Here is a 16,529-nt window from a genome sequence, read left to right on the forward strand (position 1 = left end):
GGGCGCGGGGAACTGCGCGGCCGGCCACGTCGCACCCGCGGCCGGGCGCACCCCCGCAAGCTCTACGGCGCGACCGTCCAGCTCACGCTATTGGTCGCCGCCGCACGGGCCCCGGGATCGCGGAGCGCCGTCGTGTGGTCCGTGGCCGTCGCCGTGACCGTGTGCTTGCCCTTGCCCAGCTTCAGGGCGCCGGCCTTCAAGGTCCGCCCCTGCGCCCCGGGCACCTCCGTACCGTCCACGGACCACCGCACGCGGACGTCGGAGAGGCCCTTCGGGAGCGGGGCCAGGTCGACGCGGAGGGTGGCGCCGGTGTCGAGGGTGCGGGTCGTCGGGGTGGCGGGCGTGAGGAGGTCGGCGGCGCGGTAGAAGCCCGCGATCATCGCTTCCCTGCCGGGCAGGTTGAAGACGTCGGTGTCCAGGGCCCGCATGATCGAGTTCTGGGTGGGCCGGTAGATGCCGTACTCGTAGTAGCCGCCGCCCTCGTACGTGCCGACCGTGCCGCCCGCCGGGTCGCTCTGGCCGAGCCAGCGGTACCACTTGGTCTGTGCGGCGCGCATGGCGCCGTCGGTCAGCTTCGAGGTGTTGGGCTCGGCCGGTTCGGCGCCCGGGTAGGTGCCGTAGCCCGCGTACTGGTACTCGTCCGCCAAGCGGCCTATGGAGTGGCCGAGTTCGTGGGCGCCTATGAGGTAGGAGAGGTCGTTGTCGGACGACATGGTGGCGATGCCGGTGTGGCCCGCCGTGGAGGTCAGGCCGCTGTACCCGGCGCCGCCGTACTTGGTGGAGTTGGAGATGACGAAGACGATGTCGGAGGCGGGGGCCTGCCGGGCGTACGTGTCGACCTTCTTCTCGTCGACGCAGAGGAGCCGTTCGGTGTCGGAGCAGAAGAAGTAGCTGCTCACCGCTGTGTCCCTGACGACGTTCTTGGTGGGGTCGCCGGAGACGCCGGACTGGTTCGAGACGGCGTCCACGAACCAGAAGTTGAAGAGGCCCTGGTAGCTCTTGTACGGCTCGATCGCGAAGATCGCGTCGAGCTTGGCCTGCGCGTCCGCGTGGAAGTCGGCCTGCTGCGAGGCCGTGTACCCGTCGCCGATGATCACCAGGTCGAGGCGGCCGTCGGAGGCGCCGGTCTTCTGTCCCGGGGTGACCGTGGTGGCGTCCGGGGTCCGCGCGGGGGCCTTGCGCGCCGCGTCGATCCGCTCCGGGGCGGTCGTGGGGACCTGGGCGTGGCGACCCGCGCCGTGCGCGTCGGGGAAGTACTCGACGGTCCTGGTGTCCTCGGTGGGCCCGGCGTTGGCCGTCGTCCCGGCGACGCCGAGCGCGGCGGTGGCGAGGCAGCCTGCGGCGATCGCGGTGACCAGGGGGGTACGGACGCGCACGGGTACCTCGCAGTAAGTAAGTTGAAGATTAAGCAGACTTAACTCGCCTTAACTGAGCGCTCAACCTAGGGGGTTGGCCGGGCGGCGGGCAAGAGGCGAAACTGCAAGCACCCCGGAGATCTCCAGGGAGCTCATGCGAAAGGCGGCCGACCCGCGTCATGCCAGAACAACCGCCGGAACCCGCACCGGCCCTCGCAGCGGACCCCGAACCGGAGTCCGTCGGCCGCCGCGTCCTGCGGCTGCGCACCGAGCGCGGCCTCACCCAGCGCCAGGTCGCCGAACCCGCCTACACACCCGCCTACATCTCCACCCTCGAAGCGGGCCGCGTCCGCCCGAGCGAGGCCGCGCTGCGCCACATCGCCGAACGCCTCGGCGTCACGTACGAGGAGCTGGCCACCGGGCGCTCCGCGCATCTCGCGACGGGCCTGCGGCTCCGCCTGACCGAGGCGCAGCGCGCGCTCGCGACCGGCGCGGCGAGCGAGGCGGCCGAGCTGTACCGGGAGCTGAGCGCGGAGGCGTCCCGGCACGGGCTCGGCGCCGAACACGCCGCCGCCGAACTCGGGCTCGGCGAATGCGCCCTGGAGACCGGCGAACTCGCGCTGGCCCGCACCCACTTCGACACCGCCGACGCCCTGCTCCTCGAAGCGGGCGCCCCGCTCCCGCAGCGCGTCCCGGTGATCCGGGCCCGCGCCCTCGCCCACTACCTCTCCGGCTCCCTGCGGTACGCCTGCTACCTCCTGGAGACCGCCCTCGACGGGCTCAACACGGGGGGCCTGCACGACCCGGACGCGCTCGTCCTGCTCTACACCGCGTCCATCGCCCCGTACATGGACATGGGCGCGCACGCACGCGCCGCGCACTCCGCCGAGCTGGCGCTCGCGCTCGCGCCGCAGGTCGGCGACCCGGCACTGGTCGCCCAGATGCACCGCTCCGTGGCCCGTACGCTGCTCGCCGAGGGCAAGGTGGCCGAGGCCGACGCCTCCCTCGCCAAGGCCGCCGAGCTGTACCAGCAGCTCCAGATCCGTACGGAGCTGGCGCACTGCCACTGGATGCGCGGCTACGTCCACGCGCAGGCCGGCCGGCTCCACGACGCCGAGTCCGAGCTGCGCACGGCCCGCGACATGCTCTCCGCCAAGCGGGCCGCCCTCTACACCCAGCAGGTCGAGGTCGAACTCGCCGACGTGCTGCGCAGGCTCGGCCGCCCCCAGGAGGCCGCGCAGCTCCTGCGGTCCCTGCTCGGCGAGCTGAGCCCGGAGCGCGGGGCCGTGCACGCGGCGGGCGCGCACCGGCTGCTCGGGCTCATCGCGCAGGAGTCGGACGCCGTGGAGGAGGCGGAGGAGCACTACGTCAACGCGCTCAGCCTCCTGGAGCGCGCGGGCGCGGCGGGCGATCTCGCCGACCTGTGCCGCCTGCTCGGCGACCTGTACCGGCGCACGGGCCGGATCGAGGCGGCCCTGGACACCTACCGCACGGGGCTCGGCCACCGGGCGGCGCCGGGCACGACGACCCTCGGACCGGCCCCGGCACGGCCGCCTCTGTGACGCGTCCACGCTGAAATACGTAGATAAATGCGTGGGGTATTCCGAGGCGCCGCCTCCGGGCGTACATTCCTCTCACCGTCGCCGAATCCGGGGCGCCGGATGAGCCGCGTCGGCGCAGCTCATCCACTCCCCCTCCCCGTCCCGGCCCGCCGACGGACGGCAGGCACAGCTCAGCGGGAGCACCTGCGAGGCGGACCCGGCCACTCCCCTCGGTGGCACCACCCCGGCCGGGTCACGCCGCCTTTCTCCGGGGCGGCGCCGGAGGGACGGCGCACCGGGTCACCATCCCTGTGTGTCCCTTCCCCGGCGTCGGGTTTGATGGAGGGCATGACCGACGCAGAGACCATGCCCGACTGGGAGAAGCGGTTCCGCGCGCCGCGCGTCTCCCTGCCCGAAGCGGCCGAGGACGCCCCCGGCCGCGCCCTGTTCACGTCCAACGCGACCGGCACGTACGAGATCTACGCCTGGGACCGGACCACCGGCGACCGGCGCCGGGTCACCGACCGGCCGGACGGCACCACGGACGCGGTGCTCTCCCCCGACGGCGAGTGGATCTGGTGGTTCGACGACGGGCGCGGCGCCGGGCCCGGCGAGGCACCGTCGTACGGGGACGAGTTCGGGGTGTGGCTGCGGCAGCCGTTCACCGGCGGCCCCGACACCGAGGCCGTGCCGGGGCTCGCCCCCTCCTACCCCGCCGGGCTCGCGCTCGGCCGGGACGGGCGGACCGCCGTGATCGGCCGGTCCACCGACGAGGACGGGACGACCATCCACGTCGTCCGGCCGGACGGCGACGGCCGCGCCGCCGAGATCTACCGGCACCGCGAGTCCGCCGGGGTAGGTGACCTGAGCCATGACGGCGGGTTCATCGCCCTGGAGCACACCGAGCACGGCGACGCGATGCACTCGGCGCTGCGCGTGGTCCGGCTCGACGGTTCGACCGTGGCCGAGCTGGACGACACGGAGGGCGGGGAGAAGGAGCTGGGCCTTGAGGTGCTCGGCTTCGCGCCCGTCCAGGGCGACACCCGGCTCCTCGTCGGGCACCAGCGGCGGGGCCGCTGGGAGCCGATGATCTGGGACGTCGTCTCCGGCGACCAGACCGACCTGGCCATCGACCTGCCGGGCGACGTGTCCGCCGAGTGGTACCCGGACGGCTCGGCCCTCCTCGTCGTCCACGAGTTCGAGGCCCGCTCCGAGCTGTGGCGGTACGACCTCGCGTCCGGCGCGCTCAGCCGCGTCGAGACCCCGCCGGGGTCGGTGTCGGGCGCCACCGCGCGCCCCGACGGCACCGTCGAGTACCTGTGGTCGTCGGCCGAGCAGCCGCCCGCCGTGCGCTCCACCACGGGCCGCGTCGTCCTCGACGCGCCCGGCATGAAGGCCCCCGCCTCCGTCCCCGTCGAGGACGCGTGGGTGGACGGGCCCGGCGGCCGGATCCACGCCCTCGTCCAGAAGCCCGCCGGGGCCACGGGGCCGCTCCCCACCGTCTTCGAGATCCACGGCGGCCCCACCTGGCACGACTCCGACGCCTTCGCGGCGGGCCCGGCGGCCTGGGTCGACCACGGCTACGCGGTCGTCCGCGTCAACTACCGGGGCTCGACCGGCTACGGCCGCGAGTGGACCGACGCCCTCAAGCACCGCGTCGGCCTGATCGAGCTGGAGGACATCGCGGCGGTCCGCGCCTGGGCCGTCGACTCCGGCCTCGCCGACCCGGAGCGCCTGGTCCTGGCCGGCGGCTCCTGGGGCGGCTACCTCACCCTCCTCGGCCTCGGCACCCAGCCCGGCGCCTGGGCGCTCGGCCTCGCGGCGGTGCCGGTCGCCGACTACGTGGCGGCGTACGAGGACGAGATGGAGGCCCTCAAGGCGATGGACCGCACGCTCCTCGGCGGCTCCCCCGAGGAGGTCCCGGACCGCTTCGCCGTCTCCTCGCCGCTCACCTACGTGGACGACGTGAAGGCCCCGGTCTACATCTCGGCGGGCGTCAACGACCCGCGCTGCCCGATCCGCCAGATCGACAACTACGTGGACCGGCTCGCCGCCCGCGACGCGGTCCACGAGGTGTACCGGTACGACGCCGGACACGGCTCCCTCGTCGTCGAGGAACGCATCAAGCAGCTCCGCCTCGAACTGGACTTCGCGAGCCGACACTTGCCGCCGAGGTCCTAGAAGCCGCCCCGCGGGGGTCGCAGGACCCGTCCTTACATCGGACCCGTACCGTGTAGGTGTGTACCGGTTCCTGCTGACTCCCCGCTGGTGGGGGATCAACATCTTCGTCCTGCTCGCGGTCCCCTTCTGCGTCTTCATGGGCTCCTGGCAGCTCAGCCGGTTCGAGGACCGGGTGCAGGACCACCGGTCCGCGAGCGAGCAGAGCGACGCCAACAAGAAGGCGGACGCCGAGCCGCTCGCCTCGCTGCTCCCCGTCGACCAGAAGACCTCGGGCAGGCGCGCCACCGCCACCGGCCACTACGACAAGCAGCTCCTGGTGCCCGACCGCGACCTCGACCGGCGCACCGGCTTCTACGTCGTGACGCTCCTCAAGGTCGACGGCACCGGCAAGGCGCTCCCCGTGGTCCGCGGCTGGCTGCCCGGCACCGCGTCCGCGGCGAAGGCGCCCGCGCCGCCGAAGGGCGACGTCACCGTGGTCGGCGCGTTGCAGGCGTCCGAGTCCTCGGGGTCGAACGGCGTGTCCTCCGCGGGCGGCCTGCCCCCGGGACAGGTCGGCATGATCAGCGCGGCGTCCCTGGTCAACCTGGTGCCGTACGACGTGTACGACGCCTGGGTCACGCTCGACACGGCCGACGGCACGATGGAGCCCGTCCCGGCCGACATGGCCCAGGGCAGCGGCCTCGACCTCAAGGCGTTCCAGAACCTCGGCTACACCGGCGAGTGGTTCGTCTTCGCGGGCTTCGTGCTCTTCATGTGGTTCCGCCTGGTCCGCCGCGAGGCGGAGGCCCTGCGCGACGCGGAGCTGGGGCTCACCGAGGAGCCCGGACCCGACGAGGAGCCCGGGAGCGCCGAGGAGCCCGGACCCGCCGGGGAGACGGCCGCGGAAGCCCCCGCGAAGACGGTCTGACGGCCACGCCGGTCCGTCGCCTACGACGCCGGGAGCACGCCCGTCCGGTACACCGTGCCCGCGCACGCGTCCGGGATCGTCGCGGCCGCGCTCGGCGCGCCGGGCTCCGCCGTGTGCGACACGACGACGCTGCCCGGCTCGTCCTCGCTGCCGAGCTGCGCCGACAGGCCGGAGTCGGACGTGGTCGAGTCGCCGGACGAACCCGTGCTGCCGCTGGTCGGCGTCGGCGTGGGTGTCGGCTCCCCGCCGCCGTTGCTGGGCGCGGTGCTGCCTCCGGTGGAGCCGCCCGTCGAGGGGCAGGTCGCCGACGGCACCCAGGCGAACCGCACCTCGTAGGCCATCCCCGGTTCGAGGATCAGCTGGCCCGGCTCGGTCGACGGGTCGGGCAGGCCGGTCGCGCGGTCGCCCGCCGTGTGGTCGACGACGCTGACCCGGGCGGGGTCGGCCGCGCCCTCGGCGAGGGTGACGACGGCGCCGGGGCTGTCGACCGTGCAGTTGCCGGCCGAACCGTTCGACACCCGGAACGAGCCGTAGACCGTGCCGTCCGCCTGCGGCTGGCCGACGGTGGCGACGGCCTCGCTCAGGTCGTTCGCGTCGCAGACCGGGGAGGTCGCGGCGGCCGTGGACGCGGGGTCGGGGCCCCCGCTCGCCCCGTGGCTCACGCCGCCCTTCTCCTTGCCGCCCTTGTCCTCGTCCTTCTTGTCGGCCTTCTCGCGCTCCTCCGCGTGGGAGGGCGTGCCGCCGCTCTCCTTGGAGCCGTGCCCGTCCGAGGTGCCGGCGCCGGTGCTGCCCTGCGAGGCCTCACTGTGGCCGGCGATGGAAGGGTGGTCGGAGGAGGCCGTCTTCGTCACGTGCAGCACGGCGGGCACCGCCATCGCGACGAACACCCCGGCGGCGACCGCGCCGACCAGGGCCTGCCGCTTGCGGGCCCGGCGGGCGGGCACCGCGCGCCGCAGCCGGTCGAGGGCCTCGTCCGTGGGGGCGATGTCGGCGACGGCCTGCCGCATCATCCGCCGCAGTTCCAGCTCGTCGTCGGCCTCCGCATCGGCCGGACGACGGGGTGCGTCGTTCACAGTTGCGTTCCCTGCGTGCTCGTCCTGCGCGTGGTGCTCAGAGTCATGCTGATGGTGCGGGTGGCCGGGGTTCCCGGGCCGGTCGTCGTCGGGGTCACGGGGGGCGGGGCTCATGCCGGCGCCTCCATGGCGACGCGCAGTGCGGCGATGCCACGGGAACCGTACGCCTTCACGGACCCCAGGGATATCCCGAGCGCGTCGGCGACCTGTGCCTCGGTCATGTCCGCGAAGTAGCGCATGACGAGCACCTCGCGCTGGCGCCGCTGGAGCCCGCGCAGCGCCGCCTTCAGGGCGTCACGCTCCAGGAGGTCGTACGCGCCCTCCTCCGCGCTCGCCATGTCGGGCATCGGCTTGGTGAGCAGCTTCAGGCCGAGGATGCGGCGGCGCAGCGTGGAGCGCGAGAGATTGACGACGGTCTGGCGCAGGTACGCCAGCGTCTTCTCGGGGTCACGGACGCGTTTGCGCGCGGAGTGGACCCGGATGAACGCCTCCTGGACGACGTCCTCGCAGGAGGCCGTGTCGTCGAGGAGCAGCGCCGCGAGTCCCAGGAGGGAGCGGTAGTGGGCGCGGTACGTCTCGGTGAGATGGTCGACTGTGGTGCCCGCCGCCGTCACGTCGTCAACGCCCTGTTGTGCCGGAAGCTGCGCCGGCCGCGCCGCGGGCATGGGGGCGATCACCGGCATGCCGCCGGCCGCGCCGCCGCGGGGACGCCTGGTCCCCAGGGGCGCGAGGGTCGGGAGGGAGGGCCGCAAGGCCGTGCCTCTCGCCTGTACCGCTGTGAAGTCGAGTACCTCTGCCACGCCTGTTGGACACGCTTCCCCCCGTCAGGGTTGTACGCGTGTGGCGCCTCATTTGCGACAGACTCCGTCATCCCCACCGATGACGACCCGTCAAATGCCGACATGCGTACCTGCTCTTCCCCTACGCCCCGAATAGCCCTCTGTGTCCGGCCCCGGCTGAAGGCCGCCGCCCCGAGAGTGCCCGCAGAGACGCTCCCCGCCCTGCTTGCGGTTGCGGGACGGGGAGGATTTCTTTCGGACGACCGGGGTTCGGACCAGAAGGTGCCGTCAAGTGGTGTGAACCACTTCCTTCCACAGAACTCTCACAGATCCTACGAGGCGATCCGTATATGTGAAGAGGGAGATCGACAGTCGTTTGGCATATGCGCCCGTCGCTCAGGCCCCGGTGAACTCCGCGGCCACCAGCTCGGCGAGCTGCGCGGTGTTGAGAGCGGCGCCTTTGCGCAGATTGTCCCCGCAGACGAAGAGTTCGAGCCCGTTCGGGTCGTCGAGCGAGCGCCGCACCCGGCCCACCCAGGTCGGATCGGTGCCCACCGCGTCGGCGGGCGTGGGGAACTCACCGGCGGCCGGGTTGTCGAAGAGGACGACACCGGGCGCGGTCGCGAGGATCTCGCGCGCCTTGTCCACGGTGACCTCGCTCTGGAAGCGGGCGTGGACGGTGGCGGAGTGCGTCGTGACGACCGGCACCCGCACACAGGTGACGGCCACCCGCAGACCGGGCAGCCCGAGGATCTTGCGGGTCTCGTCCCGCACCTTCATCTCCTCCGACGACCAGCCGTCCTCGCGCAGCGATCCGGCCCACGGCACGACGTTCAGCGCGACCGGCTCGGGGAAGGGCCCGGTCCGGTCGCCGACGGCCCGGCGCACATCGCCCGGGCTCGTCCCCAGCTCCGTACCGGCGACGAGGGAGAGCTGGGCGCGCAGCGTCTCGACGCCGGCCCGGCCCGCGCCGCTGACGGCCTGGTAGCTGGAGACGACCAGCTCGTCGAGGCCGAACTCGGCATGGAGCGCGCCGACCGCCACGATCATCGACAGCGTCGTGCAGTTGGCGCTGGAGATGATCCCGCGCGGGCGCACGCGCGCGGCGTGCGGATTGACCTCGGGGACGACCAGCGGCACGTCCGGGTCCATCCGGAACGCGGCCGAGTTGTCCACGACCACGACGCCCTTGGACGCGGCGACCGGGGCCCACTCGGCGGCGACCTCGTCGGGCACGTCGAACATGGCGACGTCGACCCCGTCGAAGACGGACTCCTCCAGGGCCACCACCTCGACCTCGGCGCCGCGCACGGTGAGCTTGCGCCCCGCCGAGCGGGCCGAGGCGACGAGCCGGATCTCGCCCCAGATGTCCGCGTGCTGCGACAAGATCTGCAACAGCACGGCGCCGACGCTCCCGGTCGCTCCCACGACCGCGAGCGTCGGACGCCCTGCGGGATCGGCTGCGGCCATCAGCGGCCGGTGCCCCCGTAGACCACGGCCTCGTCGGAGTCCGAGTCGAGTCCGAAGGCGGAGTGCACGGCGCGCACGGCCTCGTTCACGTCGTCGGCGCGGGTGACGACGGAGATGCGGATCTCGGAGGTGGAGATCAGCTCGATGTTGACGCCCGCGTCGGTGAGCGCCTCGAAGAACCCGGCCGTGACGCCCGGGTTCGTCTTCATACCGGCGCCGACCAGGGAGATCTTGGCGATCTGGTCGTCGTAGCGCAGCGAGTCGAAGCCCACGTTGGCGCGCTGCTTCTCCAGGGCGTCGATGGCCTTGCGGCCCTCGGTCTTGGGCAGCGTGAAGGAGATGTCCGTCAGACCGGTCGACGCCGCCGACACGTTCTGGACGATCATGTCGAGGTTGATCGCGGCGTCCGCCACAGCCCGGAAGATCTTCGCGGCCTCGCCCGGCTTGTCCGGCACACCGACCACGGTGATCTTGGCCTCGGAGGTGTCGTGCGCGACACCGGAGATGATCGCCTGCTCCACGGCCTTGTCCCCTTGCTGCTTCTTCTCGATCGGCTCGTTGCTGACCCAGGTGCCCTTCAGTCCGCTGAAGCTGGACCGCACATGGATCGGGATGTTGTAGCGGCGGGCGTACTCCACACAGCGGTGGAGCAGCACCTTCGACCCGGAGCTGGCCAGCTCCAGCATGTCCTCGAAGGAGATCCAGTCGATCTTCCGCGCCTTCTTCACCACGCGCGGGTCGGCGGTGAACACACCGTCGACGTCGGTGTAGATCTCACAGACCTCGGCGTCGAGCGCGGCGGCGAGCGCCACGGCCGTGGTGTCCGAGCCACCACGCCCGAGGGTCGTGATGTTCTTGCCCTCCTGGCTGACGCCCTGGAACCCCGCGACGATGGCGATGTTGCCCTCTTCGATGGAGGTCCGGATGCGCCCGGGGGTGACGTCGATGATCCGGGCTTTGTTGTGGACCGAGTCGGTGATGACGCCGGCCTGGCTGCCCGTGAACGACTGGGCCTCGTGGCCCAGGTTTTTGATCGCCATGGCAAGCAGCGCCATGGAGATCCGCTCCCCGGCGGTCAGCAGCATGTCGAATTCGCGCCCGGCAGGGATCGGGGATACCTGCTCGGCGAGATCGATCAACTCATCCGTCGTGTCACCCATCGCGGACACCACGACAACCACCTGGTTGCCGTTCTTCTTGGCGTCCACCACGCGCTTGGCGACCCGCTTGATGCCCTCGGCATCGGCTACGGAGGAGCCTCCGTACTTCTGCACGACAAGGCCCACGTGCGCTCCTCGCTCAGTCCGTCTGTCACCACATGTACGTATGCGTACTGCGGTCGGCTCAGTTTAACGAGCGGCCGAAATCCGCCCCGGCGATACCGCATCGTGAGATGTCCCGCTCACGACGTGATCACCGGGGACTCTCTGACCGGGGTCCGGCCGCCCGATCAAGCACATGCCCAACGGGGACCCGGGCAAGCGGAAAGTGGGCCAGCTCACGTGCGGATGCGGTGCCTGCCCGAGGGCTATTTGACGGGCCGCAGACCGAGCGGACCGGCGATCTCCTCCACCATGACCTGCCCGGCCTCCTCGGCGAGCGTGTCCTCGGCGCCGGACAGGTCCTCGTCCGTGTCCAGGCCGTCGAGGTCGTCCAGGGGCTGGTTGAGCCGCACGTGCGCGACCAGGGACTGCAGCGCGCGCAGCGTCGCCGACGCGGTGGAGCCCCAGTTCGAGAAGTACGAGAACTGCCACCACCACAGCGCCTCCGTGACCCGGCCCGCGCGGTAGTGCGCCATGCCGTGGCGCAGATCGGCGACCACGTCCGTCAGGTCGTCGGAGATCCGCGCCGCGACCCGGGCCTTGCGCGGCTCGTACGGGTCGAAGACCTCGGAGTACACGTCGACCGGCGCGAGCATCGCGGCGAGCCGCTCCCGCATCTCGTCCACGTCCTGCTCCGGGCCGAGGTCCGGCTCGTAGCGCTCGTCCGGGACGATGTCCTCGTGCGCGCCGAGCCGACCGCCCGCGAGCATCAGCTGGGAGACCTCGAGCAGCAGGAACGGGATGGCGGAGTCGGGCTCGTCGCCCTTCGCGATCTCGGTGACCGCGACGATGAACGACTCGATCTGGTCGGAGATCTGGACGGCGAAGTCGTCCGGATCCGGAGCGGTGGCGTGCAGCGTGGCGTCAGACATCTAGGAGTCGTCTCCCCTCGAAAGCCCGGCCGAGGGTGACCTCGTCCGCGTACTCCAGGTCGCCCCCGACGGGGAGGCCGCTGGCCAGGCGGGTGACCTTCAGGCCCATGGGCTTGATCATCCGGGCGAGGTACGTCGCTGTCGCCTCGCCCTCCAGGTTCGGGTCGGTCGCGAGGATCAGCTCGGTGACCGTGCCGTCCGCGAGGCGGGCGAGCAGCTCCCTGATCCGCAGGTCGTCCGGGCCCACGCCCTCGATCGGGCTGATGGCGCCGCCGAGCACGTGGTACTTGCCGCGGAACTCACGCGTGCGCTCGATCGCCACGACGTCCTTCGGCTCCTCGACCACACAGATGACGGAGAGGTCGCGGCGCGGATCGCGGCAGATGTTGCACAGCTCCTCCTGCGCCACGTTCCCGCACGTCGCGCAGAAGCGGACCTTCGCCTTGACCTCCATCAGCGCCTGCGCGAGCCGGCGGACGTCCGTCGGCTCGGCCTGCAGGATGTGGAAGGCGATCCGCTGCGCGCTCTTGGGACCGACGCCGGGCAGTCTGCCCAGTTCGTCGATGAGGTCCTGGACCACGCCTTCGTACACGGGTCGGATGCCTTCCGTCGGGTTCTGCTGATGGTGTCTCTGGCTCGTACGGTAGTCGGCGCCGGGGCTAGAAGGGGAGGCCCGGGATACCGCTCGCGCCGCCCCCGCCGAGGCCCTGGGCCAGCGGGCCGAGCTTCTGCTGCTGGAGCGTCTGCGCGTTCTCGTTCGCCGCCTGGACCGCGGCGACGACCAGGTCGGCGAGGGTCTCGGTGTCCTCCGGGTCGACCGCCTTCGGGTCGATGACCAGGCCGCGCAGCTCGCCGGAGCCCGTCACCGTCGCCTTGACGAGGCCGCCGCCCGCCTGGCCGTCGACCTCGGTCCGCGCCAGCTCCTCCTGGGCCGCCGCGAGGTCCTGCTGCATCTTCTGGGCCTGCTGGAGCAGCTGCTGCATGTTGGGCTGGCCACCACCGGGGATCACGATCAGCTCCTGTTCCGCGTAGTCGTCGGGCGCGGACGCGCCCCTGAAACGAGCCTACGTGGTCCGGGGAGTGCCCGCCCCGGCACCTCGCACTGCACTCTTTCGAGTGAGATGCGCCGCTTTTCTCTCCCTGATGAGGGCCCACGTCTGAGCGGAAAAGCCGCGGAATCGGGGCCCGGGCCACCCATTGGGCGGTAGGAAGATGCCTTACCAACCGTGACCGATCGAGGAGTGCCGGGTGAGTCAGCCGGACATGCAGCCCGAAGGACCGCCCCAGAAGGGGCCGGGCGAGGGCCGCAGCACCTCGGACGACCTCACGGGCCGGGAGTTCCCGCTCGGCGACTGGGGCGAACCGGCCGAGCGGCTCGACGAGCTGTACCGGTGGGTGGAGCGCGGGGCCCTGCGGACGGCGAGCTGGTACCTGGCCGAGCGGGCGTGGAAACGGCGGGTGGCGCGGGTGCTGCGCGGCGGGGCGGTGCTCGGGGCGCTGGCCGCGGGGGCGCTGCCGCTGCTCGATCTGGCGGGGGCGGTGACCGGTGCCGCGATCTGGGGCTACCTGGGCCTCCTGCTCACGGTGGCCTGTGTGGGCTGCGACCGCTGGTTCGGCCTCACGTCCGGCTGGATGCGGGACGTGGCGACGGCGCAGGCGGTGCAGCGCCGCCTCCAGACGCTCCAGTTCGACTGGGCGTCGGAGTGCGTCCGCGAGGTGCTCGGCCCGACCGAGGGCACGGCGGGCGAGGCGGCCGAGCGGTGCCTCGCGGTGCTGCGCCGCTTCTCGGAGGACGTGACGGAGCTGGTCCGCGCCGAGACGGCGGACTGGATGCTCCACTTCCGCACGGGCCCGCTCCCGATCTCCCTCCACCCGATGATCCCGACGCCGCATCGCCACCAGGACCCTCCAACGCCCCGCTTCCCCCTGCCCCCGGGCACCCGCCCGAACATGCCGAGGCAACGACCGCCGGAGCCGAGGTAGGGGCGGGGGCGAAGGGGTGCGAGGGGACGGAGTCCCCTCAAAGCCCTGAGGGGCGGGTGGGTGGGGAACGCGGGAACGCCGGGTTCCGCCGGGGGCATAAAGTTCGGGGGACGTTGACGGACAGGTAGACCGGGGGACCCGCTCGTGCCCGCTTTCGACGGCCCCGCCGTCACCCGCAGCACCCTGCGCCAGCAGATCGCGGACGCCCTGCGCGACGAGATCCTGGCGGGACGCCTGAGCCCGGGTCAGGAGTTCACGGTCAAGGAGATCGCCGAGGGCTACGGCGTGTCGGCGACCCCGGTCCGCGAGGCCCTGGTCGACCTGACCGCGAAGGGCCTCCTGGAATCCGCCCAGCACCGTGGCTTCCGTGTACACGAGTACTCCCTGACCGACTACCGCGCGATCGTCGAGGCCCGCAGCCTGGTCGCGGACGGCATCTTCCGCGTACTGCCCGAGATCCCGGAGGGCGCCCTCACGGGGGTGCGCCGCCGCGGCGAGGAGGCGGCCCGCGCGGCGGGCGCCGGTGACCTGAACGTCCTGATCGGCTACGACCTGAGGTTCTGGCGCGAGCTGGCCGCCCTGTTCGGCAACCCGTACCTGTCGGACTTCTTCCACCGTCTGCGCGTCCAGTCCTGGATGTGCGCGGTCCCGCTCCTGCGCCGCGCCGACGACCTGCGGGGCGCCCTGTGGTCCGGCCACTGCGCGCTCGTGGACGCGCTGGCCCGCCAGGACGCCCCGGCGGCGCAGGCGATCATCGCGGGGTACAACCGGGACTCGCTCGATCTCCTGGAACGCCTCGCGGGCAAGCCGGGCCGCTGAAACCGTGTGGGCGGGTACCCGCAAGACAGGGCTGTGCCGGGCCGCCTCGCACTACCCTGACCTGACAACCGGAGCCCTAAGGAGCCCCCTTGGCCTGTGATCTGTGGCTCGTCCCGCTGGTCGACGTGCTGTGCCACAGCCCCGACAACCCGTTCGCGGAAGAACTCGCGCTCTACGACAAGGCCTTGCACGAGGCGGGCCTGCCCCCGGTCCCGGTCTACGCGTACATGCCGGGCCTGTCCGGCGACGTGGCCCCGGTGGCGGGGTTCGACTACGACGCGCTGCATTTCCTGCGCCGCGCGTACCTGTTGCAGATGTGCGGGCTCGCGGTGACGCCGGTGGACGAACTGGGCGGCGACTACGAGCAGTTGCTGGAGATGTTCGAGTCGACGGCGCAGGCGTCGCACCTGGTGTGGCATTACGACCACGCGGGCGCGTACGTCCCCGTGGACTTCCCGGCGCCGCTGTCGAACGACGAGTTGCTCGAGGGCGGCGGCCCGCTGGGCTCCTCGCACGCCTTGCTGCGCGAACTGGAGTACGTGGCTCCGTCGATCGGCATCGATCCGGCGAACCCGCCGCGCCCCCCGGCCCCGCCCGCGGCCCCCACGGAGCTGGAGGAACCGGCGGCGCCGGTCGCCCCCGGCGAGGGCCCGTTCGCCCGGGAGCGCCATGTCTGGCTGGGCCTGCACCAGGCGGCGACGCGCAGCCTGGCCCAGGGCTCGATGATCATCTTCAGCTGAGCCGCGACAGGACGTGGGGGCGCCGTCCGGGCACCCCCACTTCCTTTTACGGCCGCTCAGGCCACGTACTGGTCTGCCACGCCCAGCGCCGAGTCGAGCGCCGCGAGCCCCTCCTTGGCCTCCGCCTCGGTGATGTTGAGCGGCGGCACCACATGGGTCCGGTTCATGTTCACGAACGGCCAGAGCCCCTGCTTCTTCGCGGCGGCGGCGAAGGCGGCCATGGGGGCGTTCGCCTCTCCGGCCGCGTTGTAGGGCACGAGCGGTTCCCGCGTCGCCCGGTCCCGTACGAGGTCGAGGGCCCAGAACATGCCGGTGCCGCGGACCTCGCCCACGGACGGATGCCGCTCGGCCAGTTCGCGAAGACCGGGTGCGATGACGTCGGCGCCGAGCTTGGCGGCGTGCTCGACGATGCCTTCCTCCGCCATCACGTCGAGCGTGGCGACGGCGGCGGCGCAGGCCAGCGGGTGACCGGAGTAGGTGAGGCCGCCGGGGTAGGGCCGCTTGGCGAAGGTTTCGGCGATGGCGCCGGAGATCGCGACGCCGCCGAGCGGCACGTACCCGGAGTTGACGCCCTTGGCGAAGGTCATGAGGTCGGGCGTGACCCCGTACAGGTCGGCCGCGAACCACGTACCGGTGCGGCCGAAGCCCGCCATGACCTCGTCGAGGACGAAGACGATGCCGTACTGGTCGCACAGCGCGCGGACGCCCGCGAGGTAGCCCTCGGGCGGCAGCATGATGCCCGCCGTGCCGGGGACGGTCTCCAGGATGATCGCGGCGATCGTCGAGGCGCCCTCGAACTGGATCGTCGACTCCAGGTGCTCAAGAGCGCGCTCGCACTCCTGCGCCTCCGTCTCCGCGTAGAAGCGGGAGCGGTACAGGAACGGCGCCCAGAACCGGACGACCCCGGCCGTACCGGTGTCGCTGGCCCAGCGGCGCGGGTCGCCGGTGACGTTCACGGCCTGCTGGGTACCGCCGTGGTACGAGCGGTAGGCGGAGAGGACCTTCGGGCGGCCCGTGTGCAGGCGGGCCATCCGCAGGGCGTGCTCGACGGCGTCGGCGCCGCCGTTGGTGAAGAAGATCTTGTCGAGGTCGCCGGGGGTGCGCTCGGCGATGAGGCGTGCGGCCTCGGAGCGCGCCTCGACGGCGAAGGCGGGCGCGAACGTCGTCATCTTCGCGGCCTGCTCCTGGATCGCCGCGACGACCTTCGGATGCTGGTAGCCGATGTTGGTGAAGACGAGCCCGGAGGCGAAGTCGAGGTAGCGGTTGCCGTCGTAGTCCCAGAAGTACGAGCCTTCGGCACCGGCGACGGCAAGGGGGTCGATGAGCTCCTGTGCGGACCAGGAGTGGAACACGTGCGCACGGTCCGCGGCCTTGACGGCGGCGCCGACCTGGGGATTCGGCTGAGGGGTCATGGGCCCGAGGGTAGATGCGGAGGCCGCCGGCGCACTATCGGCGTCCTGTCTGCGGGACGGCGCCGAACGCGACAC

15 protein-coding genes are annotated in these 16,529 nt (G+C 72.2%); 6 read left to right on the forward strand and 9 right to left on the reverse strand.

The window, feature by feature from the left end:
* Nucleotides 1–62 precede the first annotated feature (62 nt).
* Entirely contained in the window at nt 63–1,376 is a 1,314-nt protein-coding gene (locus tag C1N81_RS23145; RefSeq protein WP_394432058.1) for a M64 family metallopeptidase, read from the reverse strand.
* Between the two features lie 158 nt (nt 1,377–1,534).
* Here C1N81_RS23145 and C1N81_RS23150 point away from each other — a divergent pair, with 158 nt between their 5' ends.
* The 3 genes from C1N81_RS23150 to C1N81_RS23160 all read left to right on the forward strand — a co-directional run bounded on the left by C1N81_RS23150 (nt 1,535) and on the right by C1N81_RS23160 (nt 5,984).
* Nucleotides 1,535–2,917 carry a helix-turn-helix domain-containing protein gene (locus C1N81_RS23150; protein ID WP_394432060.1) on the forward strand — a complete coding sequence of 461 codons (1,383 nt, stop codon included), beginning with the start codon at nt 1,535–1,537 and terminating at the stop codon, nt 2,915–2,917.
* Nucleotides 2,918–3,244: 327 nt separating this feature from the next.
* A complete protein-coding gene (locus C1N81_RS23155) occupies nt 3,245–5,077 on the forward strand; it encodes a S9 family peptidase (RefSeq protein ID WP_394432062.1) in 1,833 nt (610 codons plus the stop codon).
* A 58-nt stretch (nt 5,078–5,135) separates the two neighbouring features.
* Nucleotides 5,136–5,984 carry an SURF1 family protein gene (locus tag C1N81_RS23160; RefSeq protein ID WP_394432064.1) on the forward strand — a complete coding sequence of 283 codons (849 nt, stop codon included), beginning with the start codon at nt 5,136–5,138 and terminating at the stop codon, nt 5,982–5,984.
* A gap of 20 nt (nt 5,985–6,004) precedes the next feature.
* Here C1N81_RS23160 and C1N81_RS23165 read toward each other — a convergent pair whose 3' ends face one another.
* The 7 genes from C1N81_RS23165 to C1N81_RS23195 form a co-directional block, all read right to left on the reverse strand.
* Nucleotides 6,005–7,057, reverse strand: coding sequence for a hypothetical protein (locus C1N81_RS23165; protein ID WP_394432066.1), 1,053 nt, complete (start codon nt 7,055–7,057; stop codon nt 6,005–6,007).
* A 110-nt stretch (nt 7,058–7,167) separates the two neighbouring features.
* Nucleotides 7,168–7,857: a SigE family RNA polymerase sigma factor gene (locus C1N81_RS23170; protein ID WP_394432067.1), complete on the reverse strand. Its 690-nt coding sequence runs from the start codon at nt 7,855–7,857 to the stop codon at nt 7,168–7,170.
* Between the two features lie 375 nt (nt 7,858–8,232).
* Nucleotides 8,233–9,306, reverse strand: coding sequence for an aspartate-semialdehyde dehydrogenase (locus tag C1N81_RS23175; RefSeq protein ID WP_394432069.1), 1,074 nt, complete (start codon nt 9,304–9,306; stop codon nt 8,233–8,235).
* Nucleotides 9,306–10,592, reverse strand: a complete 1,287-nt coding sequence (locus C1N81_RS23180) for an aspartate kinase (RefSeq protein ID WP_394432071.1) — start codon at nt 10,590–10,592, stop codon at nt 9,306–9,308. The genes C1N81_RS23175 and C1N81_RS23180 overlap by 1 nt, the downstream gene beginning before the upstream one ends.
* A 242-nt stretch (nt 10,593–10,834) precedes the next feature.
* Nucleotides 10,835–11,500 (reverse strand): DUF5063 domain-containing protein, encoded by a 666-nt coding sequence (locus C1N81_RS23185; RefSeq protein WP_361068852.1) that lies wholly within the window; start codon nt 11,498–11,500, stop codon nt 10,835–10,837.
* On the reverse strand, nt 11,493–12,092 hold the full coding sequence (gene recR, locus C1N81_RS23190; RefSeq protein ID WP_018529216.1) for a recombination mediator RecR: 600 nt from the start codon (nt 12,090–12,092) through the stop codon (nt 11,493–11,495). The genes C1N81_RS23185 and recR overlap by 8 nt, the downstream gene beginning before the upstream one ends.
* A gap of 67 nt (nt 12,093–12,159) precedes the next feature.
* Nucleotides 12,160–12,510, reverse strand: a complete 351-nt coding sequence (locus tag C1N81_RS23195; RefSeq protein WP_394432073.1) for a YbaB/EbfC family nucleoid-associated protein — start codon at nt 12,508–12,510, stop codon at nt 12,160–12,162.
* A 238-nt stretch (nt 12,511–12,748) separates the two neighbouring features.
* On the opposite strand from C1N81_RS23195, the gene C1N81_RS23200 reads away from it, so the two are divergent.
* The 3 genes from C1N81_RS23200 (at nt 12,749) to C1N81_RS23210 (ending at nt 15,042) form a co-directional block, all read left to right on the forward strand.
* Nucleotides 12,749–13,483, forward strand: coding sequence for an SLATT domain-containing protein (locus C1N81_RS23200; RefSeq protein WP_394432075.1), 735 nt, complete (start codon nt 12,749–12,751; stop codon nt 13,481–13,483).
* A 144-nt stretch (nt 13,484–13,627) separates the two neighbouring features.
* Nucleotides 13,628–14,302 (forward strand): GntR family transcriptional regulator, encoded by a 675-nt coding sequence (locus tag C1N81_RS23205; protein ID WP_394432076.1) that lies wholly within the window; start codon nt 13,628–13,630, stop codon nt 14,300–14,302.
* Nucleotides 14,303–14,391: 89 nt separating this feature from the next.
* Complete coding sequence (locus tag C1N81_RS23210) at nt 14,392–15,042, forward strand: hypothetical protein (protein WP_394432078.1); 651 nt, start codon at nt 14,392–14,394, stop codon at nt 15,040–15,042.
* A 56-nt stretch (nt 15,043–15,098) separates the two neighbouring features.
* Here C1N81_RS23210 and C1N81_RS23215 read toward each other — a convergent pair whose 3' ends face one another.
* Entirely contained in the window at nt 15,099–16,454 is a 1,356-nt protein-coding gene (locus tag C1N81_RS23215) for an aspartate aminotransferase family protein (RefSeq protein ID WP_394432080.1), read from the reverse strand.
* Nucleotides 16,455–16,529: the final 75 nt, after the last annotated feature.

Source organism: Streptomyces sp. SGAir0957 (genome assembly GCF_043523415.1).